The sequence below is a fragment of the Enterobacter sp. Crenshaw genome (assembly GCF_024734705.1).
GTDB lineage: Bacteria > Pseudomonadota > Gammaproteobacteria > Enterobacterales > Enterobacteriaceae > Enterobacter > Enterobacter asburiae_B.
This window is the reverse complement of record NZ_CP102932.1, coordinates 521235-547834: the sequence shown is the minus strand read 5'-3', so window position 1 is coordinate 547834 and position 26600 is coordinate 521235. Positions and strand designations below refer to the sequence as shown.

The 26600-nt window shown below is 57.6% G+C and carries 24 protein-coding genes; 14 read left to right on the top strand and 10 right to left on the bottom strand.

Features of this window, described 5'->3' with window-relative positions:
• The first annotated feature begins 17 nt into the window (after window positions 1-17).
• The 3 genes from NWV12_RS02545 (at window position 18) to NWV12_RS02535 (ending at window position 2136) form a co-directional block, all read left to right on the top strand.
• On the top strand, window positions 18-446 hold the full coding sequence (locus NWV12_RS02545) for an IrmA family protein (protein WP_048980632.1): 429 nt from the start codon (window positions 18-20) through the stop codon (window positions 444-446).
• A 1-nt stretch (window position 447) separates the two neighbouring features.
• Window positions 448-1698 carry a hypothetical protein gene (locus NWV12_RS02540; RefSeq protein ID WP_048980633.1) on the top strand — a complete coding sequence of 417 codons (1251 nt, stop codon included), beginning with the start codon at window positions 448-450 and terminating at the stop codon, window positions 1696-1698.
• A 141-nt stretch (window positions 1699-1839) separates the two neighbouring features.
• Window positions 1840-2136, top strand: coding sequence for a hypothetical protein (locus NWV12_RS02535; protein ID WP_048980634.1), 297 nt, complete (start codon window positions 1840-1842; stop codon window positions 2134-2136).
• 58 nt (window positions 2137-2194) lie between these two features.
• Here the strand turns inward: NWV12_RS02535 and NWV12_RS02530 are convergent, their stop codons facing one another.
• Window positions 2195-2797 (bottom strand): ATP-dependent Clp protease proteolytic subunit, encoded by a 603-nt coding sequence (locus tag NWV12_RS02530; RefSeq protein WP_023310243.1) that lies wholly within the window; start codon window positions 2795-2797, stop codon window positions 2195-2197.
• 88 nt (window positions 2798-2885) lie between these two features.
• Between NWV12_RS02530 and NWV12_RS02525 the strand changes: the two genes are divergently transcribed.
• Window positions 2886-3272: a VOC family protein gene (locus NWV12_RS02525; protein ID WP_039260954.1), complete on the top strand. Its 387-nt coding sequence runs from the start codon at window positions 2886-2888 to the stop codon at window positions 3270-3272.
• Window positions 3273-3457: 185 nt separating this feature from the next.
• Window positions 3458-4075: a response regulator transcription factor gene (locus NWV12_RS02520; RefSeq protein ID WP_048980636.1), complete on the top strand. Its 618-nt coding sequence runs from the start codon at window positions 3458-3460 to the stop codon at window positions 4073-4075.
• 3 nt (window positions 4076-4078) lie between these two features.
• Here the strand turns inward: NWV12_RS02520 and NWV12_RS02515 are convergent, their stop codons facing one another.
• From NWV12_RS02515 to NWV12_RS02495, 5 genes are all read right to left on the bottom strand, one after another.
• Window positions 4079-9661, bottom strand: coding sequence for an ATP-binding protein (locus NWV12_RS02515; protein ID WP_048980638.1), 5583 nt, complete (start codon window positions 9659-9661; stop codon window positions 4079-4081).
• A gap of 9 nt (window positions 9662-9670) precedes the next feature.
• Window positions 9671-10051 carry a response regulator transcription factor gene (locus tag NWV12_RS02510; protein ID WP_048980640.1) on the bottom strand — a complete coding sequence of 127 codons (381 nt, stop codon included), beginning with the start codon at window positions 10049-10051 and terminating at the stop codon, window positions 9671-9673.
• 23 nt (window positions 10052-10074) lie between these two features.
• On the bottom strand, window positions 10075-10335 hold the full coding sequence (locus NWV12_RS02505; RefSeq protein ID WP_010427264.1) for a XapX domain-containing protein: 261 nt from the start codon (window positions 10333-10335) through the stop codon (window positions 10075-10077).
• Entirely contained in the window at window positions 10332-10553 is a 222-nt protein-coding gene (locus NWV12_RS02500) for a DUF1427 family protein (protein ID WP_048980642.1), read from the bottom strand. Before NWV12_RS02500 ends, NWV12_RS02505 begins: the two co-directional genes overlap by 4 nt.
• A 61-nt stretch (window positions 10554-10614) precedes the next feature.
• Entirely contained in the window at window positions 10615-11301 is a 687-nt protein-coding gene (locus NWV12_RS02495; RefSeq protein ID WP_047059056.1) for a hydrolase, read from the bottom strand.
• A gap of 217 nt (window positions 11302-11518) precedes the next feature.
• On the opposite strand from NWV12_RS02495, the gene NWV12_RS02490 reads away from it, so the two are divergent.
• Genes NWV12_RS02490 through NWV12_RS02475 form a run of 4 tightly spaced genes read left to right on the top strand, consistent with a single transcriptional unit; the run spans window position 11519 to window position 16262 of the window.
• Window positions 11519-13390: an amidohydrolase gene (locus tag NWV12_RS02490; protein ID WP_048980645.1), complete on the top strand. Its 1872-nt coding sequence runs from the start codon at window positions 11519-11521 to the stop codon at window positions 13388-13390.
• Window positions 13390-13794, top strand: coding sequence for a DoxX family protein (locus tag NWV12_RS02485; RefSeq protein WP_048980646.1), 405 nt, complete (start codon window positions 13390-13392; stop codon window positions 13792-13794). Before NWV12_RS02490 ends, NWV12_RS02485 begins: the two co-directional genes overlap by 1 nt.
• Entirely contained in the window at window positions 13791-15410 is a 1620-nt protein-coding gene (locus NWV12_RS02480; protein WP_048980649.1) for an MFS transporter, read from the top strand. Before NWV12_RS02485 ends, NWV12_RS02480 begins: the two co-directional genes overlap by 4 nt.
• Window positions 15411-15440: 30 nt before the next feature.
• On the top strand, window positions 15441-16262 hold the full coding sequence (locus NWV12_RS02475) for an alpha/beta fold hydrolase (RefSeq protein ID WP_048980651.1): 822 nt from the start codon (window positions 15441-15443) through the stop codon (window positions 16260-16262).
• A gap of 94 nt (window positions 16263-16356) precedes the next feature.
• Here NWV12_RS02475 and NWV12_RS02470 read toward each other — a convergent pair whose 3' ends face one another.
• Both NWV12_RS02470 and NWV12_RS02465 read right to left on the bottom strand, forming a co-directional pair.
• Entirely contained in the window at window positions 16357-17754 is a 1398-nt protein-coding gene (locus NWV12_RS02470; RefSeq protein WP_101744429.1) for an MFS transporter, read from the bottom strand.
• 50 nt (window positions 17755-17804) lie between these two features.
• Window positions 17805-18893 (bottom strand): cellulase family glycosylhydrolase, encoded by a 1089-nt coding sequence (locus NWV12_RS02465; protein WP_048980654.1) that lies wholly within the window; start codon window positions 18891-18893, stop codon window positions 17805-17807.
• Window positions 18894-19078: 185 nt separating this feature from the next.
• Between NWV12_RS02465 and NWV12_RS02460 the strand changes: the two genes are divergently transcribed.
• Window positions 19079-20086, top strand: a complete 1008-nt coding sequence (locus tag NWV12_RS02460; protein ID WP_048980656.1) for a LacI family DNA-binding transcriptional regulator — start codon at window positions 19079-19081, stop codon at window positions 20084-20086.
• Here NWV12_RS02460 and fosA read toward each other — a convergent pair.
• On the bottom strand, window positions 20072-20497 hold the full coding sequence (gene fosA, locus NWV12_RS02455) for a FosA/FosA2 family fosfomycin resistance glutathione transferase (protein WP_048980661.1): 426 nt from the start codon (window positions 20495-20497) through the stop codon (window positions 20072-20074). The genes NWV12_RS02460 and fosA overlap by 15 nt on opposite strands.
• Window positions 20498-20696: 199 nt before the next feature.
• Between fosA and trpS the strand changes: the two genes are divergently transcribed.
• Together trpS and NWV12_RS02445 are read left to right on the top strand one after the other, a co-directional pair.
• Complete coding sequence (gene trpS / locus NWV12_RS02450) at window positions 20697-21701, top strand: tryptophan--tRNA ligase (RefSeq protein WP_048980663.1); 1005 nt, start codon at window positions 20697-20699, stop codon at window positions 21699-21701.
• Window positions 21702-22277: 576 nt separating this feature from the next.
• The gene (locus NWV12_RS02445; RefSeq protein WP_048980665.1) at window positions 22278-22649 is read left to right on the top strand and encodes a hypothetical protein; all 372 of its coding nucleotides are present in this window, start codon (window positions 22278-22280) and stop codon (window positions 22647-22649) included.
• A gap of 58 nt (window positions 22650-22707) precedes the next feature.
• On the opposite strand, the gene NWV12_RS02440 is transcribed toward NWV12_RS02445, so the two are convergent.
• Window positions 22708-23175: a SymE family type I addiction module toxin gene (locus NWV12_RS02440; protein ID WP_075204794.1), complete on the bottom strand. Its 468-nt coding sequence runs from the start codon at window positions 23173-23175 to the stop codon at window positions 22708-22710.
• Between the two features lie 300 nt (window positions 23176-23475).
• Here NWV12_RS02440 and NWV12_RS02435 point away from each other — a divergent pair, with 300 nt between their 5' ends.
• Together NWV12_RS02435 and NWV12_RS02430 are read left to right on the top strand one after the other, a co-directional pair.
• On the top strand, window positions 23476-24348 hold the full coding sequence (locus NWV12_RS02435) for a phosphorothioated DNA-binding restriction endonuclease (RefSeq protein ID WP_048980667.1): 873 nt from the start codon (window positions 23476-23478) through the stop codon (window positions 24346-24348).
• A 25-nt stretch (window positions 24349-24373) separates the two neighbouring features.
• The gene (locus NWV12_RS02430; protein WP_048980669.1) at window positions 24374-25039 is read left to right on the top strand and encodes a winged helix-turn-helix domain-containing protein; all 666 of its coding nucleotides are present in this window, start codon (window positions 24374-24376) and stop codon (window positions 25037-25039) included.
• The last annotated feature ends 1561 nt before the right edge of the window (window positions 25040-26600 follow it).

Below are 26600 nucleotides of genomic sequence, written 5' to 3'. Positions count from 1 at the left end.
TTTCAGGATGGTAAAATATGATGAGCCGTTACTTACACTGTAGCACAGTATTCGCATGTCTTTTATTCGCTGCTCCAACTCATGCGATTGAGATCTGGCACTCAAACACCGTCTGGGCAAATCAAGGGATGTGCAGCGCCACTTTCACGCTGGACAGTGGCATGGAAAGCGTTGGTTCGTTAGAGATAGGCTTTGACCTCGTTGATGCAAAAAATAACCTTGTAGCTCATGATACTTTGCAGGTAGACCCATTCGGCGATTCTGATGCCACGCGATACCAAACGGCTTTCGCCGAAGGCGAGCATTATTGCGAAAGCAATCTCACGCTGCGCCTGACGTCACTGGCATTAGTTAACGGAAAGACCAAACAGCCTTTACCTCTCAGTTTGCTTACACCAAGGGCATTTATTCCATTCCCTATCATTAACCCGCAGGCAGATCACTAATATGTCTATAGACGCTGAAGCAAACTCAACACCTGACAATAATGGACCTGCCCTTTGCTTTTTGTTATTACTTATCTTTGGCGGGTTCGTTTTCTTTATACCTGCAAGCGTTGTGGTCGCCTTCCCGGCCGTTCTCGCCGGTTCCTTCCTGTATTTTATCTGGTATCTTATTTCGGAAGGGCATTTAGGTAATATTCTTGGCAGTATGATCGTCAGCATGATACTTATGGCTATCGCCGCAGCTATTCCTGTCATTGGCTGGATATTGTTACTTCTATGGATCTTCTACAATATTGCGAAAGCCTTTGAGACGATAAAAACATTACTTCCCGATGCGCTCTTTAGCGCTGTTCTCTATGGATGTTTGCTCTTTCCCGTTATCCAGGAAATGGCAATGGACGGGGAGAGCAACATGGCTGCCACTATCGCTTGTGGTGTCGTGTACGTGATAACTGCAGGGCTTTATTGTTCCAGGTTAACGCAGCTGGCAACCAACACTAAGCAAAGTATTTTCTATTTTTCAATTATGTGGCTTTCGGTCCCACTTATCGCACTTCTGATCGTCTCGATTGTGGCATCCTTACGCGCGGCATTCAGAACCGTGCTGACCCCGGTGCAGACCGTGGTCAAAACCCCGCAAAACGTATCAGCGCATATGCGAGGCGGGAGCCATGTCAACGCTTACACCCGAACTGTGACCACCATTCAACATAGCGTGACCTCCCAGACGCTTCCGGGGATGGGAGCTGTTGGTGCCTCTATGGTTGGTTCCGTATCGGAGGCAACGATAACAACACCACAACAGCCACAGCAAACCTTGCCAGCGCTGGAACACAAACCAGCCGGGGGTGAATTAACACAGTATGCGACGAACAAAGACCACAACTTTTACCGCTACGACAATCTCAACGCGAAAAAAATAAGCAATTTCGTCCAGGCGGCCAGTCATCGTCAATTGCTGCCTCCTCTCACGGAAGATGCGATCCTGTTCTACTACGACGAAACGGTTTTCGGCCAAGGGGATCATGGTGTGGTATTAACCGATGACGGTGTTTATTGCGTGTTGGGAAAATTGTATGAAACTTTCTACGCCCGCTTCAGCGAAGTCAGTAGCGTAGTCATAAAAGGATCCTTTAATAAAAAAATTGTCCTGCATATGAAGAATGGCCAGAAACATAATATTGAACTGACTCAATCAAATGCCGGGGCAAAAAAAATCTACGAACTTATCAGCATCGCAGCCCAGAATTAAGTAATCCTCCAGGCACCCGCTCAACGGGTGCCTTTCAGACTTCTGCATGACACATTCTGACAGTTTCACGCTTTATCGTGATCGCCATATTTACAGCGGCTTATATCGTTACGTTAAGAGAGAACTGTCATGAGGCCTGAAATGAGCGATTTCACTGAACTGCCGGTCACTGGCTTTGTTAAGACCAAAACAGCGGTCTACACGCGTAAACAGAACCCCTCGGTATTCTCGCCCGTGGCGCGTGAACTCCCTGCGGGAAGCCAGCTGACGGTGCAGGCTGCGGTGATGGGGGATGCTGTGGAAGGCAACGCGCACTGGTATCGCATTGATGAGGATACATACATCTGGGCGGGGGCATGCACACGGCTCGATCCTTACCCGGCGTTTCCGCCAGGCACGCGAACGAACTGGATGGCGGTGGTGTTCGAGGTACGCTAGGTCCGGCGTAGGTCGGGTAAGGCGAAGCCGCCACCCGACTCAAACACGCTGCGAAAACTTAATCGAGCTTCAGCTCGTCATAATGGGTAATCAGTTTACCCACAATGCCGTAGTCCAGCGCTTCTGCCGGAGACATCCAGAAGTTGCGATCGGTGTCTTTTTTCACTTTTTCCAGCGGCTGGCCGGTGGCGTCAGCGATCAGCTTGTTCACGCGATCCAGCATGCGGATGATCTCGCGCGCTTCGATCTCAATATCCGTTGCCTGACCGCGCACGCCGCCCAGCGGCTGGTGGATCATAAAGCGGGTATTCGGCAGCGAGTAGCGGTGTTCTTTTTTCGCCGCCAGGAAGATGGTGATCCCGGCGCTCGCCACCCAGCCGGTGCCGATGACGTGCACTTCCGGGCGGATGAACTTGATGAAGTCGTGGATGGTATCGCCCGCTTCCACGTGGCCGCCCTGGCTGTTGATGTACAGCTTGATCGGATCGTTGCTGACGCTTTGCAGCAGGATCATCTGGGTGATGACCTTCTGCGCCAGCTCCTGGTTGATCTCACCGGAGATCACAATCGAACGAGACTCCAGCAGTTTTTGCTGCAGAGCGCCCGCGCCGTTTGACCCTTCCGCTTTTTCCTTGTCGCTATCTTTCAGTGTGTAGTGCATTGTTATTTCCTCAGCTTGTCGCGCTCAAAACCAGAGTGTAGCCTGTTTTACCGGTGAAAGTCCTCACAGACAAATAACGAGGGAGCTTATGAATATTGCCCATGTCGCACTCTGGACCCGCAGCCTGAACGCGCAGGTTCAGTTCTGGGAAACGGTGTTTGGTGGCCGCAGTAACGAACGCTACGTCAGTAAAAATCGTCCCGGTTTCGAATCACACTTTATTACGCTGGATGACGGGCCGACCATCGAGCTGATGACGCTGCCGGATCTGCCCGACGCCCCTGCGCACCCGGAGTTTATCGGCTGGGCGCATATCGCCATCAACGTCGGCAGCAAAGCGCAGGTCGACAGCATGGCCGAGCGTGCACAGGCCAACGGCACGCTGCTCAGCGCCCCGCGCATGACCGGGGACGGCTTCTATGAAGCGGTAATTGCGGATCCGGACGGCAACCGCATCGAGCTTGTGGGTGCATAAAATCAGCGTTTCGTTCCTTCACCGCTCCGGTCACGGATCGCTATACTTCATCTTCATACGGTTATCATATTGTTAAATGATAATGATAGTTAATGTGTTAAGATGAAAGTCAGCATAAACAGTCCCTTACGTAACCGGCGGGATTGTTTGCATCCTCGACATGTAAATCAGCACCGGGGCGGTGAATGGAACACATTGTGTATGTGGTTGATGACGATGACGCGGTCAGGCAGTCCGTGATCGGGCTGCTGGATTCGGCGGACCTGAACGCCGTCGGCTTTTCATCGGCAGAAGCGTTTCTTCAACACCGCTTTGAAGAGCTCCCGTCGTGCGTGGTCCTCGATATGCAAATGCCCGTCATCTCTGGCTTTGAGGTGGCTGACGCCCTTAAGGACAGCGGGCGCGAAATCCCGATTATTTTTCTCACCGGCCACGGCACTATCCCGATGTCGGTGCGCGCCATTAAAGGCGGCGCGTACGAATTTCTCACCAAGCCCGTCGAATCCACCGCGCTTATCGACGCCATTGAGTCCGCGCTTCAGCTGGCGGAACACAACGCCGTGCGCAATAAAGAGCACTACGCCCTGAAGCAGCGCCACATGTCCCTCACCCCGCGCGAGCACGAGGTGCTGACGCTGGCGATAAGCGGCATGCTGAACAAGCAGATTGCCGCCGAGCTGGGCGTCAGCGAGATCACGGTGAAGGTGCACCGCCGCCGCGTGATGGAGAAAATGCAGGTGCGCTCCGTCGCGGAGCTGGTCAGGGCCGTTGAGCGCCTGACCAATAGCCAGCCTGCGGAATAACCTTTACCCTTCCTGCGCCGCCAGCGGCAGCGCAAACGCAAACACCGTGCCGTACGGCTCCCTGCGGCGCGCGCTCAGCTTCCCGCAGTGACGCTCGATGATGCTGGCGCTGATGGTCAGCCCCATCCCCATCCCCTGCGCCTTGGTGGAGTAGAACGAGTCAAAAATCTGCTCCAGCCGCTCGGGCTCAATGCCGCTCCCGGTATCGGCGATCTCGACGATCACTTTCCCGTCCGCGTTGGCGGTGCTGAGGGTAATGGTGCTGGCGCGATCCTTCACCTCGGCCATCGCCTCTACCGCATTCATCACCAGATTGAGCAGCACCTGCTGGATCTGCACGCTATCGCCGGTGATAAAGCTGTTCTGCGCCTGTAACTGATAATCAACGCTAATGTGTCTCTGCTCCAGCTCGCTGCGCGAAAGCGTGATGATATGGTGGATCAGGTAGTGCATGTCGATGCGCGAGAAGGTGGGATCCTGCTTGCGCGTCAGGGACTGGATGCTGCGAATGATCTCCCCCGCCCGCGCGCCTTCCGCGGCGATCTCCTCCAGCCCCTCACGCACTTTATCCAGACGGGCGGGCTCGCGGTTGAGCCAGCGCAGGCTCGCCCCGGCGTTCGAGACGATCGACATCAGCGGCTGGTTGATCTCGTGGGCGATGGAGGAGGTCAGCTGCCCGACGGTGGTGGCCCGGGACACCCGCGCCAGATCAGCCTGCGCGACCCGCATGGCATCCTCCGCCGCGCGCTGGCCGGTGATATCGGTGATGATGCCGTAATACTCGTTCACCTCGCTGCCCACGCCCACCGGATCGCCAATCCCGAGGATGTAGCGCGTTGAGCCGTCGGTTCGCTTAACGCGAAACTCCGCGCGCATGGAGAGCCCGTCGCGCACGCTTTGGGTGACGATGGCGCTGATGCGGGCGTAATCGTCCTCATGGACGAAGGTCAAAAACTCCGCCATGGAGATCGTCTTTTGCTGCCCGGGCAGGCCGAGAATGCGGGCGTACTCTTCCGAGACAAACATCAGATCCTGCTCCAGCTCCCAGCGCCAGCTGCCGGTGTGGCTGATCTGCTCGCCGAGCATCAGCGAGGTCTGGCTGGATCGCAGCTCTTTCTCCACCCGTCGGCGCTGGATGTTCTCCGCCAGCAGCTCGGCGTACAGCCGCGCCGTCTCAAGGGATACCGCGGCCTGCGCGCCCAGCAGGCTCACCACGCGCGAGTGCTCGGCGGTGAAGACCTCCGGCATCAGACGGTTTTCGAGGTAGAGCACGCCTACCAGCCGCGCCTGTTTGAACATCGGGACGCACATGACCGCCGCCCCCGAGGTCACCAGATAAGGGTCCTGACTGAAGGGATGGAACTCCTCCGGCCTGCCGGTGCGGATCTCCTGTCCGGTGCGGATCACCGCCGCCAGCACCGACAGCGGCAGGTCGGTCGCCGTCGGCACGTCTTTCAGGATCCGCACCCGCACGCCCTCGGTGCTGGTCCAGGCGCTGGCCTCAATCTCCGGGATGAGGCTCTCGCTCACGCGCAGCAGCAGGCCCCGCTGCGCCCCGGCGCGTTCGAGCAGAATGGTCATCAGGTTTTCGATTAAGCGCTCAAGGTTAATCTCTTCCGACAGCGCGCGGGAGGCTTTGATGACGCTTTGCAGATCGCGGATCGTCTCATTCTGGGCGAACGCCACCGTGTCGTAGGCGCTGGCCTGCCCGGAGGCCAGCAGGTGCGGGAAATCCTGCTCCAGCTGGCGCACCTTGGCCTGCGCGCCCGCGCGGCCCCAGGCGGCAATCGAGCCGCGGAAGTGGGCGTCCGACGCTGTCGGGTAGCCGCAGGCCAGGGCAAAGCGCCCCGCCAGCTCGTGGGCCAGGGCGTTGATCGGGTTAAACCCGCCCTCGCGGGAGAGCCGGACCGCCTTCTCATACTGCTCGAGCGCAATGCTGTTCATTCCGTCCAGACGCACGATTTCGGCGTAAATCAGCGCCTCTTTATCCGCGAACGTGCCGGGATTAACGCGCGCCCAGAGGGCGATTTTGTCGTAGTGGGCGTGAATGCTGCGGCGGTGGTTCGCCGAGAAGGTCTCCGGCGTCAGCTGACGGGAGAGCGCCAGGGCGCTGTAGAGATGGTAATCCAGCAGATGGATGTGGCCCGGCGCAGACCACGCGTACCAGCCCGCCATCTCGAGATCCGCCTGCGCGTCGGCATATTCGCCGCAGGTAAAGTGCGCCATGCCGCGATACAGCCAGTACCAGAAGAGCATGGTGGAGTTTTTCTCCGGCGCCTGCTCCGGCGACGCGGGAAGCAGCGCCTCCGGCAGCACCTGCGACGCGGTCCAGGTGCCGATGACCGGCGTGCGCAGGAACTCAACGTAGCCGCGCTGGACCATCAAAATGGTTTCCACGTCCTGGAAGTGGGTTTTACGCACGAACGCCAGGCCGCGATCGATGCTGGTCAGCACCCCGTCCAGGTGATCGCCCCGCGAGAGGAAGTTAATCACCTGGTGGCAGGCCGCAAAGCAGGCCATCGTCATATCTCCGTGGGTCACCGCCGAGGTGAAGCAGGCCTTCGCGCACTCGATGGTAAACGATAAAGGCTGGGTCCAGACGCTGAGCTGGTCGAGCGGCAGCAGGGTTTTGGCTTCGAACGCGTCGTAGCCGTGGCGATTGACCAGCTCGCGGGCCAGCGTGCCGTACTGGAACCCAAGGCGATACTCGGCGTAGCGGTGGCCAATCAGCACGCCAAACCAGGCCATCGCCGTGGTGGAGGCGCCGGTAATGCCGTGGTCGAGGGTCAGGTGCATCATGCGGCAGAGCAGCAAAAAGTGCAGGCGCGGGCAGATGAAGCTGGCGCAAATGCTGGCGCTGTAGAGCAGGTTCATCACCGCTTCGGTTTCCGGGTTATCCATCCGCGACAGTTGGGCAAACAGGTTTTTCGGCGCGTCGGCCGTGCGGTTGCAAAACAGCGCCCAGGCCTCGTCGCAGTCGGCATCTTCCGGATAGCGGCTAATCTGAATACCGAAAATCCCCAGCCAGCAGAGCGCCGCCTCAAGCGCCAGACGGCTGTCCGACTGGCGAATGTACACCTCCACCAGCAGGTTGGCCGCCAGCGCCTTTTCGGTCAGCCCGCCGGGGCAGCCGAGAATGGCGTCACACAGCTCGCGGGTGCGCTCCAGATGCCCCAGCGCAAACTCGCAGCCCGCCTCTTCGATATCGAGCATAAAGTCCGACACCGTCCCGGCGTTGCCCAGCGCTCTGGCGGTCTGGATATAGCCGAGCGCCGAAGGATAATCCCCGGAGCGCTTCGCGCGTCGCGCGGCCAGCAGGCTCAGCTCGCGGAACATCTCCCGCTGCGGGACGGGCTGGATGCTGTCCAGCGCGGCCGTGACGTGGTGCACGGCGCGGAACAGCAGCTCATTCCCCGCAGCCTGACGCGCGGCGTCGGCCAGCAGGCTGGCGGTGGTCAGGTGAATATGGCTTCTCTCATGCCGATCCAGCAGCGCAAAGGCGGCCTCCTGCACCCGGTCGTGGGTGAAGGCGTACTTTTTTTCCGCCAGCACGATGAGCTGGGCCATCACCGCCGGGTGCAGCGCATAGCGCATTTCCGCCATCGACAGGCCGACCACGCGGCAGATCATCTCCATCTCGCCCGTGCCGCCGAGGCAGGCAATGCTGCCCAGCAGGCGGCGCGTCTCGTCGGGCAGCTCTTCAAGCTGCTCCAGCACCAGGGTGACGAGGTTTTCGGTGTAATGCCTGGCGCGGATCGCCTGCAGATCGTAGTGCCACTTGTCCTGATATTTGTTGTGCACCACCAGGCCGTCATCCACGATGCGGCGGAAAAACTCGTGCACAAAGAGCGGGTTGCCACCCGTTTTCTCGTGGATCAGCGTGGCGAGGTCGGTCGTCGCCGCGCTGCGGGTGCGAAATACCGTCGCCAGCCAGCGCGCCACTGCTTTCACGGAAAGCGCCTGCGGGACAATCTCGCTCGCGTTTTGCGCCGCCTCCGGCAGGCCTGCCAGCAGCGCCTGCAGGGCGGCGTCGGGCACGGCGCTGATATCCCTGTGGGCCGCGACCACCAGCAGCGGAACAGCGCCGCAGTTCATCAGCAGATATTTGAGCGTGTGCAGGCTGGCGGCGTCGCTCCACTGGAGATCGTCGAGCACCAGCACCAGCGGGCAGCCCTGCGAGGCAAAGGTTTTTACCAGCGCCAGCACCATATGGCTGAAGCGCGCCCGGGCATCTATGGAAAACGTATCGGCCGAGAAGCGCGGCTTGCTCTCCAGCAGCAGGCCCAGCTCTGGCACCAGGCTGACGGCCAGCGCCTCGTGCCCCTCCAGGGCGCGAGACAGGCGGATTTTCCACTTCGCCACCTCGTCTGCGGGCAGCCCCAGCAGGTGCAGCGTCAGGGTGCGGAACGCGGAGCTTAATACGCCGTAGGGCAGCGACGGCGAAAACTGGTCGACTTTGCCCACCGCCAGCAGCACCGTACGCTGCTGCAGCGTTTTGAGCACCGTCGCGATGATCGAAGATTTGCCGATCCCCGACGGCCCGCCGATCGTCACCAGCTCCGGCATCAGGTTCTGCCCCACCCGCTCAAACGCGGCAATGACGTCGTTCGCCTGCGGATGCGTCGCGAAGAGGGAGTCCGCCAGATGGATCGCCGGGGTGCGGTCCTGCTGGCCGGGCGTAAAGGCGACGATATCGCCCTCGCAGGTCAGCGTCGCCTGGCAGCGGCGGAGGTCGGCAATCAGCCCGTCGACCGTCTGGTAGCGGTTATCGGGGTGCTTTTCCAGCAGCTTCAGGATGATGGTCGACAGCATTCCCGGCACGTCCGGGCGGATCGCGTCCGGGGCCAGCGGCGCGGAGGCAATATGGTAGTGCGCCCAGTTGGCCCGATCGTCCTCCCCCAGCTCAAACGGCAGGCGTCCGGTCAGAAGTTCGTACAGCACCATACCGAGGCTGTAGAGATCGCTGCGGCCGTCGACGGGGCGCTGGGTGCGGGTGGTGTGCTCCGGCGACATATACGCGGGCGTACCGCCTGAAACGGCAAGCCGGGTCTGGGTGATGGCATCGGAGAGACTGCTTGAAAGGCCAAAGCTGCCCAGACGGCAGGTGGCGTCGTGATGAACAAAAATACTGCCGGGCTTGATATCGCCGTGGATCAGGTTTTGCAGATGCATCTGGCGCAGGGGAACGCAGATCTGGATCGCCATCTCGAGAAAGCGCGTGATGCCCGAGATCGCCCTGCCCGCGCGCCGCGCCAGCAGCTCAAACGAAAACGGGGCGTACACCAGCGCGAAGCGCCCCCGGTACTGCGTTGACGCGACGGCGCGAATGGCCCAGCTGTCCTGCAGCACGTCGCGCAGCGCAAACTCGTTTTTGAGCAGCCGGGTGGCCCGCTCTTCCTCTTCGTCGCTGACCGCGGTAGCGATAATGAACGAGCCGCCGGAATGAGGATGTCGCGCGTGCATCCAGGCGATTCCGCCCTCCTGCGCCAGCACGGTAAAAATCACATCCTCTTTAAGGACAAAAACCCGCCCCTGGTGAAGATTCCCCTGGGCGGGCCAGAATGCAGGCTGCTCGTGTTCGTTCATCCGCGATCCTTATTGTCGGCGGGCCATCTCCCGCTGAATATGATCCAGCAGAATATCGATGTTAATAGGCTTACGCAAAAATGCAGCGGCGCCCAGATCAAGAGCGTACCGCTGCATATTTTCATCAGCATGACCGGAGATAAAGAGCACGGGCGGAGGCGGTACGGCCAGCAGCCGCAGCTTTTCAAACAGCTCCAGGCCGCTCATGCCCCGCAGCTTGATATCGGTGATCACCAGCGCCGCGCCGGACAGGGCGAAAGGATGGCTCAGAAACACCTCTGCCGAATCAAACGTATCGGCCGAATAGCCTTCCGACTCGAGGAGATTACTCAGCCCGCTGCGGACGGATCGTTCGTCATCAATGATGGCAATGCGCCACGGCAGCGTCATGCTCTCTTTCCTCTCACAAATCATTAAACGTCGCGATCGTCCTTCGCGGGCGCAGGGGGCGCCGTGCCGCTGATTTTCGGTACGCATTCGTGACGAAACCAGGCGAGGGTAAGCGGTTCGCGACTCAGTAAACGCCGTCCCACCGGGATGAGCTGTTCGCCCACCAGCATGCCAAACAGACCAAGCAGGGCGACAACCGGCGGTGCCGGGGAATGCACGTCGAGCAGGGCGTAAATTACCCCAGCAACCACGCCGCACACCAGCGAAATTATCCATGCTTTCATGATGACGCTCCCGTCTGCAATTTGACCTGCGGAACGGTCACCGGAGGCGACGGCGCGCCGTCGCGGGATAACAGATGACGCGTCGCCTGTTCACCCGCCAGCATCCCCAGCAGGCCAATCAGCGCCAGCGCGGGCGGCGCGGGGGAGCGCACCTTCAGCACGGCATACATAAGGCCAATCAACACGCCTGCCGCAAGGGATATCAGCCCAGTACTCATTGTGAACTCCAGAGAAAGAGGCAGCGGCGAGCCGGATGAGGGACCAGCCCGCCAGCGGAACTTAGCGTGCCGGGACCGGCGCTAAGGTGCGGTGCTCGCTCTTCTGGCGAGACGGCGCTTTGTGCACCATGGTGTAGGCGTAATCCACGCCCATGCCGTACGCGCCGGAGTGCTCGCGCACGATATCCATCACCGCGGTGTAGGTCTCTTTACGCGCCCAGTCGCGCTGCCACTCCAGCATCACCTGCTGCCAGGTCACCGGGATCACGCCCGCCTGGATCATGCGCTGCATCGCGTAGTCGTGGGCTTCTTTGGAGGTGCCGCCGGACGCGTCCGCCACCATATAAATTTCGTAATCGCCTTCCAGCATCGCGCACAGGGCAAAGCTGTTGTTGCACACTTCGGTCCACAGACCGGCAACCACCACCTTCTTCTTGCCGTTGGCCTTCAGCGCGTCGCGCACCTTCTGGTCGTCCCAGGAGTTCATGGAGGTACGCTCCAGAATGTCCTGGCCCGGGAACACGTCCAGCAGCTCCGGGTAGGTGTTACCGGAGAAGCTTTCGGTCTCAACGGTGGTGATGATGGTCGGGATGTTGAACACCTTAGCCGCTTTCGCCAGCGCCACGGTGTTGTTTTTCAGCACCTGGCGGTCAATAGACTGCACGCCAAACGCCATCTGTGGCTGGTGATCGATAAAGATTACCTGACAGTTCGCAGGGGTTAACACTTCGAGCTTTGAAGAGGTCATAGCATTTTCCAGTGGTTAAGGGTGAAATCGCCGCGAGCGCCGCGACGATAAAGTCACCCTCATCCTGCGGTTTTCCGTCTTTGCGCGTAATTATCTATTCGTATAGTTAACCTTAGGTATAGTTATACTTTGGTATACCTATCCTATTGTATAACTGGATCTTTGCCGAAACCGGTTCCCATAATCCTGACCATTCCCCTCTCAGTCAGGAGCACGTATGGTTACCCTCGGTAAAGCCGATCTCATTCTGGTTAACGGCCAGTTTCACACCGTCGATCGCGAGAACCCCGTCGCGGAAGCCGTTGCCGTGCGCGACGGAAAATTTCTGGAAGTGGGTACCGTCGCCGAGGTGATGCAGCACCACTGCGACGGCACCAAGGTGGTCGACTTAAAAGGCCACACCGCCATCCCCGGCCTGAACGACTCGCACCTGCACCTCATTCGCGGCGGGCTGAACTACAACCTTGAGCTGCGCTGGGAGGGCGTGCCGTCCCTGGCCGACGCCCTGCGGATGCTGAAAGAGCAGGCCCTGCGCACGCCGTCGCCCCAGTGGGTGCGCGTGGTGGGCGGCTGGACCGAGTTCCAGTTTGCCGAGCGCCGGATGCCGACCCTGGACGAAATTAACGACGCAGCGCCGGATACCCCGGTCTTCATCCTGCACCTGTACGACCGCGCCCTGCTCAACCGCGCCGCGCTGAAGGTGGTCGGCTACACCAAAGACACGCCAAACCCGCCGGGCGGGGAGATCCAGCGCGACGCCAACGGCAACCCGACCGGGATGCTGATTGCCCGTCCGAACGCCATGATCCTCTACGCCACGCTCGCCAAAGGGCCGAAGCTGCCGCTGGAGCAGCAGGTCAACTCCACGCGCCAGTTCATGCGCGAGCTCAACCGTCTGGGGCTGACCAGCGCCATCGACGCGGGCGGCGGCTTCCAGAACTACCCGGAAGATTACGAGGTGATTGCCGAGCTGCACGAGAAAAAGCAGATGACCATCCGCATCGCCTACAACCTGTTTACCCAGCGTCCGGGCCACGAACTGGAAGACTTTGAAAAATGGACCGACATGCTCACGCCGGGCCAGGGCAGCGACTTCTTCCGCCACAACGGCGCGGGCGAGATGCTGGTCTTTTCCGCCGCCGATTTTGAAGACTTCCTCGAACCGCGCCCGGACCTCGCGCCGGGCATGGAAGACGAGCTGGAGCGCGTGGTGCGCCATCTGGTGGAGCACCGCTGGCCGTTCCGCCTGCACGCCACCTATAACGAATCCATCAGCCGCATGCTGGACGTCTTCGAGAAGGTGAACCGCGACATTCCGTTCAACGGCCTGCACTGGTTCTTCGACCATGCGGAAACCGTTACCCAGGCCAACATCGACCGCATCAAAGCGCTCGGCGGCGGCATTGCCGTGCAGCACCGCATGGCGTTCCAGGGCGAGTACTTTGCCGAGCGCTACGGCATCGAAGCCACCCGCCACACGCCGCCGGTGGCGAAAATGCTCGAGACCGGCGTGCCGGTGGGCTTAGGGACGGACGCCACCCGCGTGGCGAGCTACAACCCGTGGACCGCGCTCTACTGGCTGGTCTCCGGCCGCACCGTCGGCGGGATGCAGATGTACGACCATAGCGCCCGTCTGGATCGCGATACCGCCCTGATGCTCTGGACCCAGGGCAGCGCGTGGTTCTCCAGCGAGCAGAATCAGAAGGGGCAGATCAAGGTCGGCCAGCTCGCCGACCTGGCCGTGCTGAGCAAAGACTTCTTCCGCGTGCCGGAAGAGGGGATCAAGGGCATCGAGTCCGTCCTGACCGTGGTCAACGGCGACATTGTGTACGCCGCAGGCGCTTTTGGCCCGCTCGCGCCGCCGGCCATTCCGGTCCTTCCCGAGTGGTCCCCGGTGGTGAAGGTACCGGGCCACTACCGCAGCGCGCCGCCGCAGGCCGCCCGCGTCGGGATGAGCGCCATCCATCACTGCAGCGGCCCGTGCGGGGTTCACAGCCACCAGCATGATTTCGCCCGCACGTCAGAGATGCCGGTGTCCGACGATAACGCTTTCTGGGGGGCGCTGGGCTGCAGCTGCTTTGCATTCTGATGAAAAACACCTTTACCCCGCCCCGGGTCGACCTGGGGCTGTTCTTCCTGCGCCTGACCGGCAGCCTGCTGCTGTACGTGCACGGCCTGCCGAAGGTGCTGCACTTCAGCGAAGAGCTGACGCGCATTGAAGATCCATTCGGCTTCGGGCCTTACGCCAGCCTGATCCCGGCAATTTTCGCCGAGGTGATCTGCCCGCTGTTTATCATTGCGGGCGTGTACACCCGCCTGGCGTGCCTGCCGATTATCGCCGTGCTGCTGGTGGCGATGCTGGCGGTCCACCCGAACTGGTCGATTGCCGAAGGGCAGTTTGGCTGGCTGCTGCTGATTATCTTCACCACCCTCGCCCTCACCGGGCCGGGCCAGTGGCGGCTGCAGCGTAAGACAGCGGAGAGGTTCGCATGACCCAGGTTAACGACGTTCGCGACGCACACGTCGAGACGACGCCCGCACCGACGGTTTCGCCCTGGCAGCCGCTGAGCCAGCCGGTGTTCCGCATGCTGTGGATCGCCACGGTGGTCTCTAACGTCGGCTCATGGATGAGCGACGTTGGCATCAACTGGAGCATGCTGACCCTGAGCGCCGACCCGCTGGATATCGCGCTGGTGCAGGCGGCCAGCAGCCTGCCGATGTTCCTCTTCGCCCTGCCGTCCGGGGTGATGGCGGACATCGTCGACCGTCGTAAATACCTGCTCTTCTCCCAGCTGTGGGTGTTCATCGCCGCCGCCGGGCTGACGGTGCTCTCCTTCACCGGACACGTCACCCCCGCCGTTCTGCTGGTGGCGACGTTTCTGCTGAGCGTGGGCGCGGCGATGAGCTCGCCGCCGTTCCAGGCCGTGGTGCCCGATCTGGTGAGCAAGCCGGAGCTGGGCGCCGCCGTGGCGCTGAACTCGCTCGGGGTGAACATCAGCCGGGCAATTGGCCCCGCGCTGGGCGGTTTTCTGCTGTCGCTCGCCGGGCCGTGGATGGTGTTTGCCCTCAACGCGCTGTCCGTGGTCGGCGTGGCGTGGGTGCTGTGGCGCTGGCGTCCGGCGCCGTCCATTCAGCGCCTGCCGCCGGAGCACTTCTTCTCCGCGGTGCGCTCCGGGATTCGCTACGTGCACGCCGCGCCGGTGCTGCGCAACGTGCTGGTGCGCACGGTGGCCTTCTTCGTTTTCGGCAGCGCGGGCTGGGCGCTGCTGCCGCTGGTGGCGCGCCGCGAGCTGGGCTTAGGCCCGGCGGGCTACGGCGTGATGCTGGCGTGCATTGGCCTGGGGGCGATTGCCGGGGCCATCCTGCTGCCGCGCCTGCGCCAGCGGCTGGACGCCGACCGCCTGATGGTGGCCGCCAGCCTGACCTTTGCTCTCACCATGCTGGCGCTGGCGTTCGTGCGCCACGTCTGGCTGCTGAATCTGTTTGAGTTCTTCACCGGCTTCGCGTGGATTGCGGTGCTCTCCACCCTCAACCTCGGCGCGCAGCGCAGCGCCGCCCGCTGGGTGAAGGCCCGCGCGCTGGCGGTCTACCTGACGGTGTTCTTCGGCTCGATGACCGCGGGCAGCGCCATCTGGGGGCAGATCGCTTCCCGCTTCGGCACCCCGACCTCGCTGGTTGTCGCCACGCTGGGCATGGTGCTGGCGAGCGCGACGGTGTTCCGCTGGAAGCTGGGCAAAGATCCGGACCTGAACCTCGACCTCAGCGGCCAGCCGCTGGACGGCGTGGAGATTGACCTGCCGAACGAGCGCGGCCCGGTGCTGGTGTCGCACGAGTACATCATCGACCCGCAGAACACGAAGGCCTTCCTGGAGGCGGTCCACGAGCTGCGCCGGGTGCGCCGCCGCGCCGGGGCGATGAGCTGGGCGGTGTACGAGGATATCGAGCGTCCCGGCCTGTTTATCGAGACCTTCCTGATGGGCTCGTGGATTGAGCATCTGCGCCAGCAGGAGCGCCACACCATGAATGACCTCCTGCTGCAGAGCCGCGTTCTGGCTTTTCATCAGGGCACAACATCACCGGCAATACGCTACCTGGTCGCGCCGGTATAACCATAACCATCACCTGCACAGGAACACACTATGGCAACGTTTAAGGCAAAAGACGGCACGCAGATTTACTACAAGGACGGCGGCGCGGGCAAACCGGTTCTCTTCAGCCACGGCTGGCCGCTGGACGGCGACATGTGGGACAGCCAGCTGAACTACCTGGCCGAGCGCGGCTTCCGCGCCATCGCCTTTGACCGTCGCGGCTTTGGCCGCTCGGATCAGCCGTGGAACGGCTACGACTACGATACCTTTGCGTCCGACATCAACGACCTGATCACCACCCTGGACCTGCAGGACGTGACGCTGGTGGGATTCTCCATGGGCGGCGGCGACGTAACCCGCTACATCAACAACTACGGCAGCGCGCGCGTGGCCGGCCTGGCGCTGCTGGGCGCGGTGACGCCAATCTTCGGCAAATCCGACTCCTTCCCGCAGGGTGTGGATCAGAGCGTGTTCGACGGCATTCGCGATGGACTGCGTAAAGATCGCGCCCAGTTCATCAGCGACTTCGCGACGCCGTTCTACGGCATCAACGCCGGACAGACCGTTTCCTCCGGAGCCCTGACCCAGACGCTGAACATCGCCCTGCTGGCGTCGCTGAAGGGCACCATCGACTGCGTGACCGCGTTCGGCGAAACGGACTTCCGCCCGGATATGGCGAAAATCGACGTGCCGACGCTGGTGATCCACGGCAGCAACGACCAGATCGTACCGTTTGAAAGCACCGGCAAGCTGGCGGCGGAGATGATCAAAAACGCCACGCTGAAGGTGTACGACAACGCGCCGCACGGCTTCGCGCTGACCCACCAGGACCAGCTCAACGAAGATCTGCTGGCGTTTGTGAAGTCGCTGTAAGTCTTTAAAAGCGAAGCCTGATGGCGCTTCGCTTATCAGGCCTACATGTCCCGTGCGATTTGTGGATCCTCGGGGTTTTGTCGGCCTGTGCGATTTATTGACTCACGGGGTTTTGTAGGCCGGGTAAGGCGCAGCCGCCACCCGGCGCTTTCGCAGACGCGTTCCGCTCCGCCAGCAGCCGACAAATCTCCGCATGCTTCTCCTCGGTAAAGGTAAAGCGCGACATAAACACAATGCGGATCAGCGACCCAATCGCCGGCAGCAGGCAGATCCCGAAGAACAACCCCGACAGCACGCCTTCGCTCTGGATTTGCGCCTGCGGCACGTAGCCAATCATCGTCAGGAACACGCCGATTAACCCGCCGCCCACCGCCACCGACATCTTGCCGGTAAAGGTCTGCCCGGAGAAGGTGATAGCCGCGCAGCGCTTGTGGGTATGGTACTCCGCGTACTCGATGGTGTCGGCAATCATCGACGAGGTGAGGATGTTGGTCATCATCACGAACAGCGTGCTCAGGCCGAGCAGAATAAACAGCATCGTCACCTGCTGATACCCGACAAACCACATCACCACGCGCACCGCCACGTCCAGCCCGCAGAGGATCATAAACAGCTTCCGCTTCTGCATCCGGCGCGTCAGCATTGGGGCGACCAGGCACAGCACCGCCGCGACAATCCCCATCACGCCAATCGCCATCTGCAGGCTGCCGTCGCCCAGGTTGTTGATAAAGAAGTAGATATACAGCCCGCCCGCCACGTTATGAAACACGCAGAAAAAGAACGACAGCAGGACGATAAACAGCGGCTTGTTCTGGCGCAGATTGTGGAAGGTGTCGCGGATGGTCACCTTTTCCGGGCTCGGCGGCACGCGCTCTTTGATCTGCATAAAGCCGTTGAGCATCAGCGGCAGGCCCACCAGCATCATCACCAGCGCCGCCATAAAGTAGCCTTTATCGTTGCTGTACTGGGCGAAGAACGCCGCCAGCTTCGGGAAGAAGATGTTGGCGCAGGCAATCCCCGCGTTGACCCCGAGCATCGCCGCCGTCACCGCGCGGGTGCGCTGGGCGGAGTCGTTGGTCATCACCGACGACATCGACCAGAACGGGATATCGGAGATGGCGTACAGCGTCCCCCACAGGATGTAGGTCACCCCGGCGTAGAGGATTTTAGTGGTCATGTCCGCTTCGATTTTATAGAACGACAGCAGCGTGACGCCGGTGATCAGCAGCGGCGCGATCAGCAAAAAGTGGCGAAACTTGCCGAACCGGCTGTTAATGGTGTCCATAATGCTGGCAAACAGCGGATCGTGAACCGCGTCCCACGCGCGGGCAATCAGGAAGATGGTGCTCGCCGCCAGCGCCGAAATCCCCAGCACGTCGGTGTAAAAATAGTTAATAAACGAACCCACTAAACCAAAGCTAAAACACTGACCTAAACCATAGCCAAAATAAGACCACAGCTCGCGAGACGGTATTTTCATTGTCGTTGCCATTGTTATATGCCTGCCTGGTTGCCCGGCGGTGGTCCGCCGGGTCGATATTATTAGCCCTGAACTTTCGGGGCGATCTTGCGCAGCTGCTGCATTAATGCGATTTCACGGCGCGAGAACGGAATGCCGTTCTCCTCGAACACGTCGTGGAACCAGAGGCGGCAGTAGTCCGTGGACTCCTTCATCACCACCGGCCACGGCAGCCACGTCTGCGTTTTGCCGCGCACCAGCCCCCACTGGTACGGCGCGACCTTCGCCGCGTACATCAGCGGGAGCTGCTCTTCGATGGTGCTGCCCACGTGGCGCGCCAGCCATTCGGTGCAGAACAGCGGGCGACCGAGCTTTTGCAGCTGCTGGATAATCGCCGTCATCCGCCCCGTGTGGGTGTAGGCGTGGAAGCTCACCACGTCCGAGAGCGCCAGCGCGGTCTGGTCCAGCGGATGCTGGAAGAACGTCTCGCCCTCCTCCTCCGGCGGCAGACGCCACGCGCAGACGGTGAGCGGCTGGGTCGGATCTTCTTCACGCACCCACTGGAAAGCCAGCTTCATCAATTCGTGCGCGCAGGTCTCCAGCTTCGCGTCGTACTGCACCTCCTGCGTGCCGGTCGCAAAAATGCCGCGGTTGCCCGGCTCGTTATACAGATCCCACAGCAGGACGCGCCTGTCGTCGCGGAACTGGCGGACAACGTCGCGGATATAGCGTTCAATGTCTGCCCAGCAGTCGGGATCGCACACCTTGTCGCGCCCCGGGCTCGCCGCCGCCTGGCTGTTGTGCTTGCCCGGCACGGGCGGCTTTTGCGGGCCGAGGTACGGCTCGTCGCCGGAGAAGCCGCAGTCGTCCATCAGGGTCAGCATGGTGCTGAAGCCGCGACCGTCGGCAATCGTCAAAAACCGGTCGATGCGCGCCATCAGCCCGTCGCGGTCATGCTCCCAGACGATAAACGGCAGGTTGATGCGCAGGGTGTTGTAGCCCGCGTCCGCCGCCCAGCCCAGCTCGCGCTCGATGGTTTCGGCATCAAAGGTCTCTTCCTGCCAGATATCGGTCCAGTTCACCGCCGTCGACGGCAGATAGTTAAACCCGCACAGCCAGCCTTTTTGCTCATACCACGACTGTGCCTGCTCCCTGCTCCACTGCTCTTTCATTACGCGTCCTCTTACTGATAATATTTAGCTAATAAATATTAGCTGCAGGACAAATGCGCAAATCACGGCGTTTAGAAAAGCGATGCCCCTCACAAAGTTCACGCTTCGATGAATGAGAAACGTGATCGACGGCGCTAAAGCGTGCGGTTAGGGTATGATGCGAAGTCGCGAAAGGGAGAGGACGGATGAAGCGAAAAACGAAAGTGACGATGAACGATATTGCGCGGGCGGCGGGCGTGTCGCAGGCGACGGTATCGCTGGTGCTTAACCAGTCACGCAACATCAAGCTCAGCGACGACACCCGCCAGCGGGTCATTGGCGTCGCTACCGAGCTCGGCTACGACCGCCTCCCCGCCGTTCACGCCCCGCGCAACCAGGAAGAGATCGCCCTGCTGGTCAGCTCTATGCAGAGCTTCGACCCGTTTATCGACGCCATCAGCCAGGCGCGGGAAGCCGCGTGGCGCAACGAGACCCTGCTCACCGTCTACGACTACGGCGACGACATCGAGCTGGCGCTGAACATCATCCGCCAGCTGGAGAAGCGCAACTGCATCGGGATTATTCTCGCCTCACCGGTCACCACGCTGGTGGACATGACGGCGTTCCAGGACTGCACCCGCATCCCGCTGGTGCTGCTCAACCAGCGCGACCCCGGCTCGCCGCTGCTGCCGTCGTTTATCCCGGACGACTACGCCAATGCCTTCCAGGTGACTAAACACCTCATCGCCTGCGGGGCCACACGCATCGCCCACATCACCGGCGAGATCTGGATGGAGGCCTCCCGCCAGCGTCTGGCGGGCTACCAGGCGGCGCTGCAGCAAGCCGGACTCGCGTGCGACGACGGCCTGGTGCGCCAGACCAACTGGCAGTTCAGCGAGTCCTTTACCGCGACGACCTCTCTGCTGGAACTGGCCGAGCGCCCGGACGCCATTTTCTGCGCCAGCGACTGGCTGGCGATTGGCTGCTACCAAGCGCTGGCGGTGAACGGCGTGCGCATTCCGCAGGACATGCTGCTGGCGGGCTACGACGACCAGAAGATCTCCGAGCAGCTCACCCCGCCGCTGACCAGCATCCAGTTGCCCTACAGCGAGCTGGGGCGACTGGCGGTGGAGTACCTGTGCAATCAGGAAGATGCCGCCACGCACGTGACGCTGGCGGGCAGGCTGAAGGTGCGCGCCTCAAGCCTCGTCTGAGGTAAACACCATACCCACATAGGGCTTCTCGCGACACGCCGCCAGCCGCGCGGCGAGGCTGCCCACGTGCAGCTCCAGCTTGTGCCCGTCCGGGTCGAGAAAATAGAACGACGCCCCCTCGCTTTTGTTCTGCTTCCAGACGGTGACGCCCGCCTGCTCAAGCCTTTGCGAGAGCGGTTCAAAATCTTCTTCCGCCACGGTAAACGCGTAGTGGGTGTAGTCGCTCTCCTGCGGCGGCACGTACTCGCGCGCCTCGTCGTACGACAGGCAGACCCACAGATCGCCGCAGGTGAGATAGGCCCCGGTATTCCAGCGGGCGTGCAGCGCAAGCCCCAGCAGCTCGTGCCAGAAGGTGACGCTTTTTTGCAGGTCGCTGACCGCGAGGGTCAGATGGTTGAGTGATTGCAGCATGACGTGCCCTTTTGTTTTTCGCGCCGGACGTGGTACGGTAAAGAGATGAACATAAACCACGCCGTGCTCACCGTAAACCGCTGGTGGCTGCCTTCTTAAAGGCGGCTCGGAGTAGTTTTCCCCATTTTCAGATAGCCGCCGAAAGGCGGCTTTCACACATCGAAGACCCCTTTCGGCAACTGCACATTAAGGAGTCTTTATGAACGCACCCACCATCCTCACCGGCGACCGCCCAACCGGCCCGCTGCACCTCGGCCACTTCGTCGGATCGCTTCGCCAGCGCGTGGCGCTCCAGCAGACGCACAGCCAGTTTGTGCTGATTGCCGACCTGCAGGGGCTGACCGACAACGGCAGCAACCCGCAGAAGATCCGCGACAACATCCCCGAAGTGCTGGCCGACTACCTCGCCGCCGGCATCGACCCGAACCTGACCACGATCTGCCTGCAGTCCGCCCTGCCCGCCCTCGCCGAGCTGACGATGCTGTATATGAACATCGTGACCGTCGCCCGCGTGGAGCGTAACCCGACGGTGAAAAACGAGATTGCGCAGAAGGGCTTCGCCCGCTCGCTGCCGGTCGGGTTTATGGCCTACCCCATCAGCCAGGCGGCGGACATCACCGCGTTTAAGGCCGAGTGCGTGCCCGTCGGCGACGACCAGTTGCCGATGATTGAGCAGACCAACGAGATTGTGCACAAGATGAACAGCCTGCTGCCCGCCCCGGTGCTGCGCCACTGCAGGGCGATGCTGAGCGACACCAGCCGCCTGCCCGGCATCGACGGCAGCGCCAAGATGTCGAAATCGCTCGGCAACACGCTGCACCTTTCGGCCAGCGAAGAGACGATTCACCGTGCGGTCAGCGCCATGTACACCGACCCGAACCACCTGAAGGTGAGCGACCCGGGGCAGATTGAGGGGAACGTGGTGTTTACCTACCTCGATGCGTTTCATCCGGACAAGGAGAAAGTGGCGGCAATGAAGGCGCACTATCAGGCGGGCGGGCTGGGTGACCGGGTTTGCAAGAACGAGCTGGAGGCGTGCCTGCAGGAGCTGATTGCGCCGATGCGGGAGCGGAGGGCGATGTATATGCAGGATAAGGGCGAGCTGATGGCGATGCTGAAGCGCGGGACCGAACGGGCGCAGGGGGTGACGCAGGCGACGTTGAGGGAGGTGAAGGTTGGGCTGGGGGTGCCGGTGTTTAGTTAAGTTAGAATTAGCGGTGGAGTGAGTGGGAAGAGTACGAAGCCGCTAACTCGATTATTACGGAAATAAACGAGGCGCAATAAAGTATTAAATCCTTTATTAGCCAATGCCGTTTATCATTCTTTCAGGAATGCTATATTCATGGCTTCTTTATATTTTTAATGCGCGGCGCAAAATGATATGAGTAAGTTTATTATTTCGATGCTGAATACGTTACTGTGTGTTTTTGTGATTGCACTGTGCCTCATTTGCTTAGGTATCTCTGATAACTGGAGAGAATGCACTCTAGCTATAATCATTATTTTAGGAGGCACACATCTTACTTGTGTTTTACTGAATCGTGTATTGCCTCATAAGTTATCTATCTTAGAAGGAATACTGGAAGTATTGGGAGGACCACTATTAGTTATAGGCGCAATTGTGTGCTTTGATGTATTCGAACCCTGGCCGCTAAAAATCATTGGGATGTTTGTGTGGATTATTTTGATTTTCTTTGTACCTTCAATAATAAGTCCCAGGCGTTAACTCGGTCTATTAATCAATGCCTACGTCATTTCTTCACCCACGGAATCCAACATAATGTACCCCACTCTTTCGCAGGTCATTGAGGTTGTACGTCAGTCCTCTGGACATCATCGCAAGCGCATTGATGAGAACACCCTAATCGAAGCCGACCTTGATATATGCGGCATGGATGGCGATGCCCTGATTGAAGACTGCGAGGCAGCGTTTGACGTTACGCTTGTCACTGAAGAAGATGGCTATGAGAAAACTTTTTCCCTCGCTGAAAACGAGTTTCTTTTTAGCACCGAGGGCATAGATTACTTTGGTATCTGCCGCTTGGTACGCAGGCTACGAGGCATTCCGGAACCCGTGATACGCAATTTAACCGTTGGCGAACTCCATGCTGTACTGGTTAAAACTGTGAAAGACCAAATACATCATAATTGAGTGACTTTTAACGTAGTGCGGGCATGCGCTCACATGCCCGTGCATACTGGTTTGAAGTTTAAACAGCCTGCCCACTGCCACGCTTAATCACCGGAACATCGCCCGTATCATTCAGCGCACCCGGGAAGGTCTTCAGCCACTGCGCGACTTTCTGCTTATTAATATTCACCACACTCATCCCTTCCAGGCATCCCCATAATTCTCTTGTATGCTGTGGTGTAATCACAATGCAGTCTTTCATGGCGCGGATTTTCACCGGCATGCCGTCGATAAAGCCCGCACGGGTTAACCACTCGCCGCCCAGAAGAAGGTATTTCATATCTATTCGGGAATAGAGTTCGCAGCAGGCGGCACTGTCCTGCAGCGTCTCCGCGCGGGGATGGACGGGCGCCGCGTTGGGCTGGTTGCCGTGAAGTCGGCGGGCGCTGTTTTTGCGTACCAGCTCGTGGTTTTCAATCATGCCGGTGAAAGCGTCTGATTCTGTTTTGCAAACAGTAAACTCTGGCTTAAAATTCGTCACAGCCATTTTCAACTCCTTGTAAGTTGTTTGTGGTTAGCGGTATGGGGGTGTTGCAGCACCTTCATATCGCGAATTCTTCTTTAAATATTCCTTGATACTTCCTTTGCCGTTCGGCGTAATTTCTGGTGACCATTATACAGGGCTGAATATAAATACAGCGGTTTGGTGTGAGGGAAATTTGGAATTTGCGAGGGGGATTCAGGAAATAGTGTTGTGTGCGGTAAGGTCATGTTTTTGTTGATTGCGGGTTGATTGGTCTGAGTTTTGCGAGCATCATCGCAATTATTTACCTTCTTCCGTAATGCGATGGCTTCCAGCAAAACTCTCGAACAGGCAATTGCCGACATCACCATCTGGCGCAAAGGCGAACAGCGTGCGCCGCATAAGCCTTTATTGCTTCTGTACGTGCTTGCGAACTATCAGCAGGGACATGCGCGCCTGTTTGATTACGGTACGGAAGTGTGCGATCAGCTGCACTGCCTGCTGGAACGTTTTGGACCACAGCGTGCACAGTACCGTCCTGATATGCCGTTCTGGCGTTTACAAGGTGATGGCTTTTGGGAACTACAAAATGCGGAGCGCTGTTCCACATTAGGTACCAGCAAACAACCTCCTGCGGGAGAGCTAATTGAACATCATGTTGCAGGCGGTTTTTACGAGCAGCATTACTCTCGTTTGATCAACAGTAAGAACCTGATCAACTCTATAGCTCAGCAAATCCTCGAAGCACACTTTACCGAAAGCATCCAGGAAGAACTCGCCGACGAGTTGGGATTCGATCTCCTGCAAATTCGCAAACAGCGCGATCCCTTATTTCGACAGCAGGTACTGCGAGCCTATAACTATCAGTGCGCCGTTTGCGGTTTCAATATGCGACATGATAATACCTCTGTCGCACTTGAAGCCGCTCATATCAAATGGAAGCAATTTGGAGGGCCATGTGAGATCGCGAATGGCTTAGCTCTCTGTGCAATCCATCATAAAGCCTTTGATAAAGGCTCTCTTGGAGTGGATGAAAACATGCACGTTCAAATATCTTCCGCTGTAAATGGCAATAGCGTTGTATCCAGATTCTTTTGGGACTACGCAGGAGCTCAAATTCACCTCCCACTACAGAAAGAAAATTATCCGCAGGCTAGTTATATAGAGTGGCATATACGCGAAATTTTCAGAAAGTAATCGATACAATTTGGAGAACACAAAGATGCCGTTTCCTAGTTATAAAGAGATAGAGATCCCTTTACTTTTAAATATCTATAATCGGGGCGGAGAAGTAAGTTCTTCCTCATGTTATGAACCGCTTGGTAAGGAATTCGACCTTACAGATGAAGAAATGAGCATTTTACTTTCTGATGGCAGCAACCGTCTCCAGTGGAACAATATGGTGCAATGGGCGCGTAATCAGCTTGTTGACTACAAATACCTTCACAATGCAAAAGAATCGGGCCATGGCATCTGGAAACTCACTCAAGATGGCATAAAAAAAGCAGAATCGCTTTCAACCAAGTTAGAAATCGACTACCCAGATGATGTGTCCGAAACCTTTTATGAGGGGGCTGTAAAGCGGATTAAAGTTAACAAATACGAACGAAGTAAAACAGCAAGAGACAAATGTATAGACCATTACGGCTGTCAATGTAGCGTGTGCAATATGGACTTTGAGAAAACATATGGTGAAACTGGCAAGGACTATATTCACGTCCACCATATTACTCCTCTCTCGGAGATTGGAGAGCACTACAAACTTGACCCTGTAAAAGATCTTCGCCCTGTCTGTCCAAATTGCCACGCAATGATCCACAGACAAAAACCATCACTCACTATTGAGGAAATGAAAAACTTAATGATCAAAGCAAAAATATTGAAATGAATGAGGATTAGTAGAAGCGGAGTAAATAAACTCAGTAATTCATCACGTTGGTCAGATTGATTTCAACCGTAGCAACATCGAAGCATAAATAGAAAAAAAAACCTTTTCTCGGATCGGGTTTTGACCAAATCTCTTTCGCCCAGCTACTCTTTTCCTTAACCTATCCCAGCTTTTCTAGATAGGTGTACGAAAGCGCAGCCCCGGGCCCCCCTCTAAAATGATACTATATGCAAGTACACACAACTAGTCGGGATGCGCCTCGAAAAAGTAGCCGTCTGTCAGAGGCGGGGCATTTTCAATGGATCGCAGGTGGGATTGTTGAAGGACTCTATAACAAGGAGTTTGATAAGACTTCGATTGGCCTAGATGAAAGAAAGAATGAGTGAGTCAATTTCCGAAACGGTGAATAGGTGTGGGATTGTCGAATGTTTATTATGATTTTTTCCGGTAAGCCATTTGCACTGGAACCATCCAAGGGAAATATCTGTGTAGTAGCTTCGGAGGGAGATGTTAAGAAGGAGTGCAGAGCCTGGACCAGAACATCGCAATTACCCTTATTTTCTTTAGCAAGCAAAGGAAAATGCATTAGGGATGATGCCATCGTGGTACAAACAATTCCTATTGTTATTTATAAAGCAGCATAGATTAATTTTTATCATCCAATACTTAAAAACAGATACAATCTGTAACCACTGGTAAAAACCAATAACTCTAACTTAGTTAAGGAACGTTGTTCACGTTATGATTTAATTAATTGAATTATAGAGTCAAGCCATATTAATAATCGTAATTTGCACAACTTACACATAGGCGCAAAATACACTTAACGAAGCCTAAGAATATTGCTTTATTATATTTCACAATTATTTTACGGATAAAAAGAAAGTTATTAATAATACCCCATAACACAAAAATTATATACTACACCAAATTCCCCCACAACCATTCAGTCATATTACCAACGAACAAATACTCATCTATATATATTTAAAAGCTTAAAAGTAAAATAAACGTTCAATTTTCCAATCTAACTCTCGTTCTTAAATTTCTTGATATTGATAACAGTTAGTATATAAAAAACACCCCATAAATTATTCATTGACTTAGTCAAATTCCCCATAAACCATTTCATTCTAAAAAGAGAAAAATCAACCATAAATAATACCAGAAACAAAAAAGCTTTGTTAATGCTTATATTTACATATTCATTAGCATAGTATTGGCAAGCCAGTCGTGCAACAATATTTAATAAATAGCATTGAACCCAACAAAAAACAACAAATAAATAGCAGGCCTAGAGAAATAGAGGATATTTAAATGAAAAGTATATCACTTGATTTATAGAAAAAATTTAATTTAAATTCCTTACTCAAAATTAAATGTTAAAAATCACTTCCCCTAATCTTTTCCAACATTTTCAGCATTAAGAAAACAGCCTTACTACCATTCATGTAACTTATAAACTCAAACAAGAGCTAACCGCACTAATCCGCAACACCTTTCTCTAGATAACTCATATGTTTCTTACGTTTAGTTAGAAAAAAACAGCTCTATATTCACG

Coding starts and splice junctions, on each gene's coding strand:
- NWV12_RS02545 (WP_048980632.1), top strand. CDS start 18: ATGATGAGCCGTTACTTACACTGTAGCACAGTATTCGCATGTCTTTTA.
- NWV12_RS02540 (WP_048980633.1), top strand. CDS start 448: ATGTCTATAGACGCTGAAGCAAACTCAACACCTGACAATAATGGACCT.
- NWV12_RS02535 (WP_048980634.1), top strand. CDS start 1,840: ATGAGCGATTTCACTGAACTGCCGGTCACTGGCTTTGTTAAGACCAAA.
- NWV12_RS02530 (WP_023310243.1), bottom strand. CDS start 2,797: ATGCACTACACACTGAAAGATAGCGACAAGGAAAAAGCGGAAGGGTCA.
- NWV12_RS02525 (WP_039260954.1), top strand. CDS start 2,886: ATGAATATTGCCCATGTCGCACTCTGGACCCGCAGCCTGAACGCGCAG.
- NWV12_RS02520 (WP_048980636.1), top strand. CDS start 3,458: ATGGAACACATTGTGTATGTGGTTGATGACGATGACGCGGTCAGGCAG.
- NWV12_RS02515 (WP_048980638.1), bottom strand. CDS start 9,661: ATGAACGAACACGAGCAGCCTGCATTCTGGCCCGCCCAGGGGAATCTT.
- NWV12_RS02510 (WP_048980640.1), bottom strand. CDS start 10,051: ATGACGCTGCCGTGGCGCATTGCCATCATTGATGACGAACGATCCGTC.
- NWV12_RS02505 (WP_010427264.1), bottom strand. CDS start 10,335: ATGAAAGCATGGATAATTTCGCTGGTGTGCGGCGTGGTTGCTGGGGTA.
- NWV12_RS02500 (WP_048980642.1), bottom strand. CDS start 10,553: ATGAGTACTGGGCTGATATCCCTTGCGGCAGGCGTGTTGATTGGCCTT.
- NWV12_RS02495 (WP_047059056.1), bottom strand. CDS start 11,301: ATGACCTCTTCAAAGCTCGAAGTGTTAACCCCTGCGAACTGTCAGGTA.
- NWV12_RS02490 (WP_048980645.1), top strand. CDS start 11,519: ATGGTTACCCTCGGTAAAGCCGATCTCATTCTGGTTAACGGCCAGTTT.
- NWV12_RS02485 (WP_048980646.1), top strand. CDS start 13,390: ATGAAAAACACCTTTACCCCGCCCCGGGTCGACCTGGGGCTGTTCTTC.
- NWV12_RS02480 (WP_048980649.1), top strand. CDS start 13,791: ATGACCCAGGTTAACGACGTTCGCGACGCACACGTCGAGACGACGCCC.
- NWV12_RS02475 (WP_048980651.1), top strand. CDS start 15,441: ATGGCAACGTTTAAGGCAAAAGACGGCACGCAGATTTACTACAAGGAC.
- NWV12_RS02470 (WP_101744429.1), bottom strand. CDS start 17,754: ATGGCAACGACAATGAAAATACCGTCTCGCGAGCTGTGGTCTTATTTT.
- NWV12_RS02465 (WP_048980654.1), bottom strand. CDS start 18,893: ATGAAAGAGCAGTGGAGCAGGGAGCAGGCACAGTCGTGGTATGAGCAA.
- NWV12_RS02460 (WP_048980656.1), top strand. CDS start 19,079: ATGAAGCGAAAAACGAAAGTGACGATGAACGATATTGCGCGGGCGGCG.
- fosA (WP_048980661.1), bottom strand. CDS start 20,497: ATGCTGCAATCACTCAACCATCTGACCCTCGCGGTCAGCGACCTGCAA.
- trpS (WP_048980663.1), top strand. CDS start 20,697: ATGAACGCACCCACCATCCTCACCGGCGACCGCCCAACCGGCCCGCTG.
- NWV12_RS02445 (WP_048980665.1), top strand. CDS start 22,278: ATGTACCCCACTCTTTCGCAGGTCATTGAGGTTGTACGTCAGTCCTCT.
- NWV12_RS02440 (WP_075204794.1), bottom strand. CDS start 23,175: ATGGCTGTGACGAATTTTAAGCCAGAGTTTACTGTTTGCAAAACAGAA.
- NWV12_RS02435 (WP_048980667.1), top strand. CDS start 23,476: ATGGCTTCCAGCAAAACTCTCGAACAGGCAATTGCCGACATCACCATC.
- NWV12_RS02430 (WP_048980669.1), top strand. CDS start 24,374: ATGCCGTTTCCTAGTTATAAAGAGATAGAGATCCCTTTACTTTTAAAT.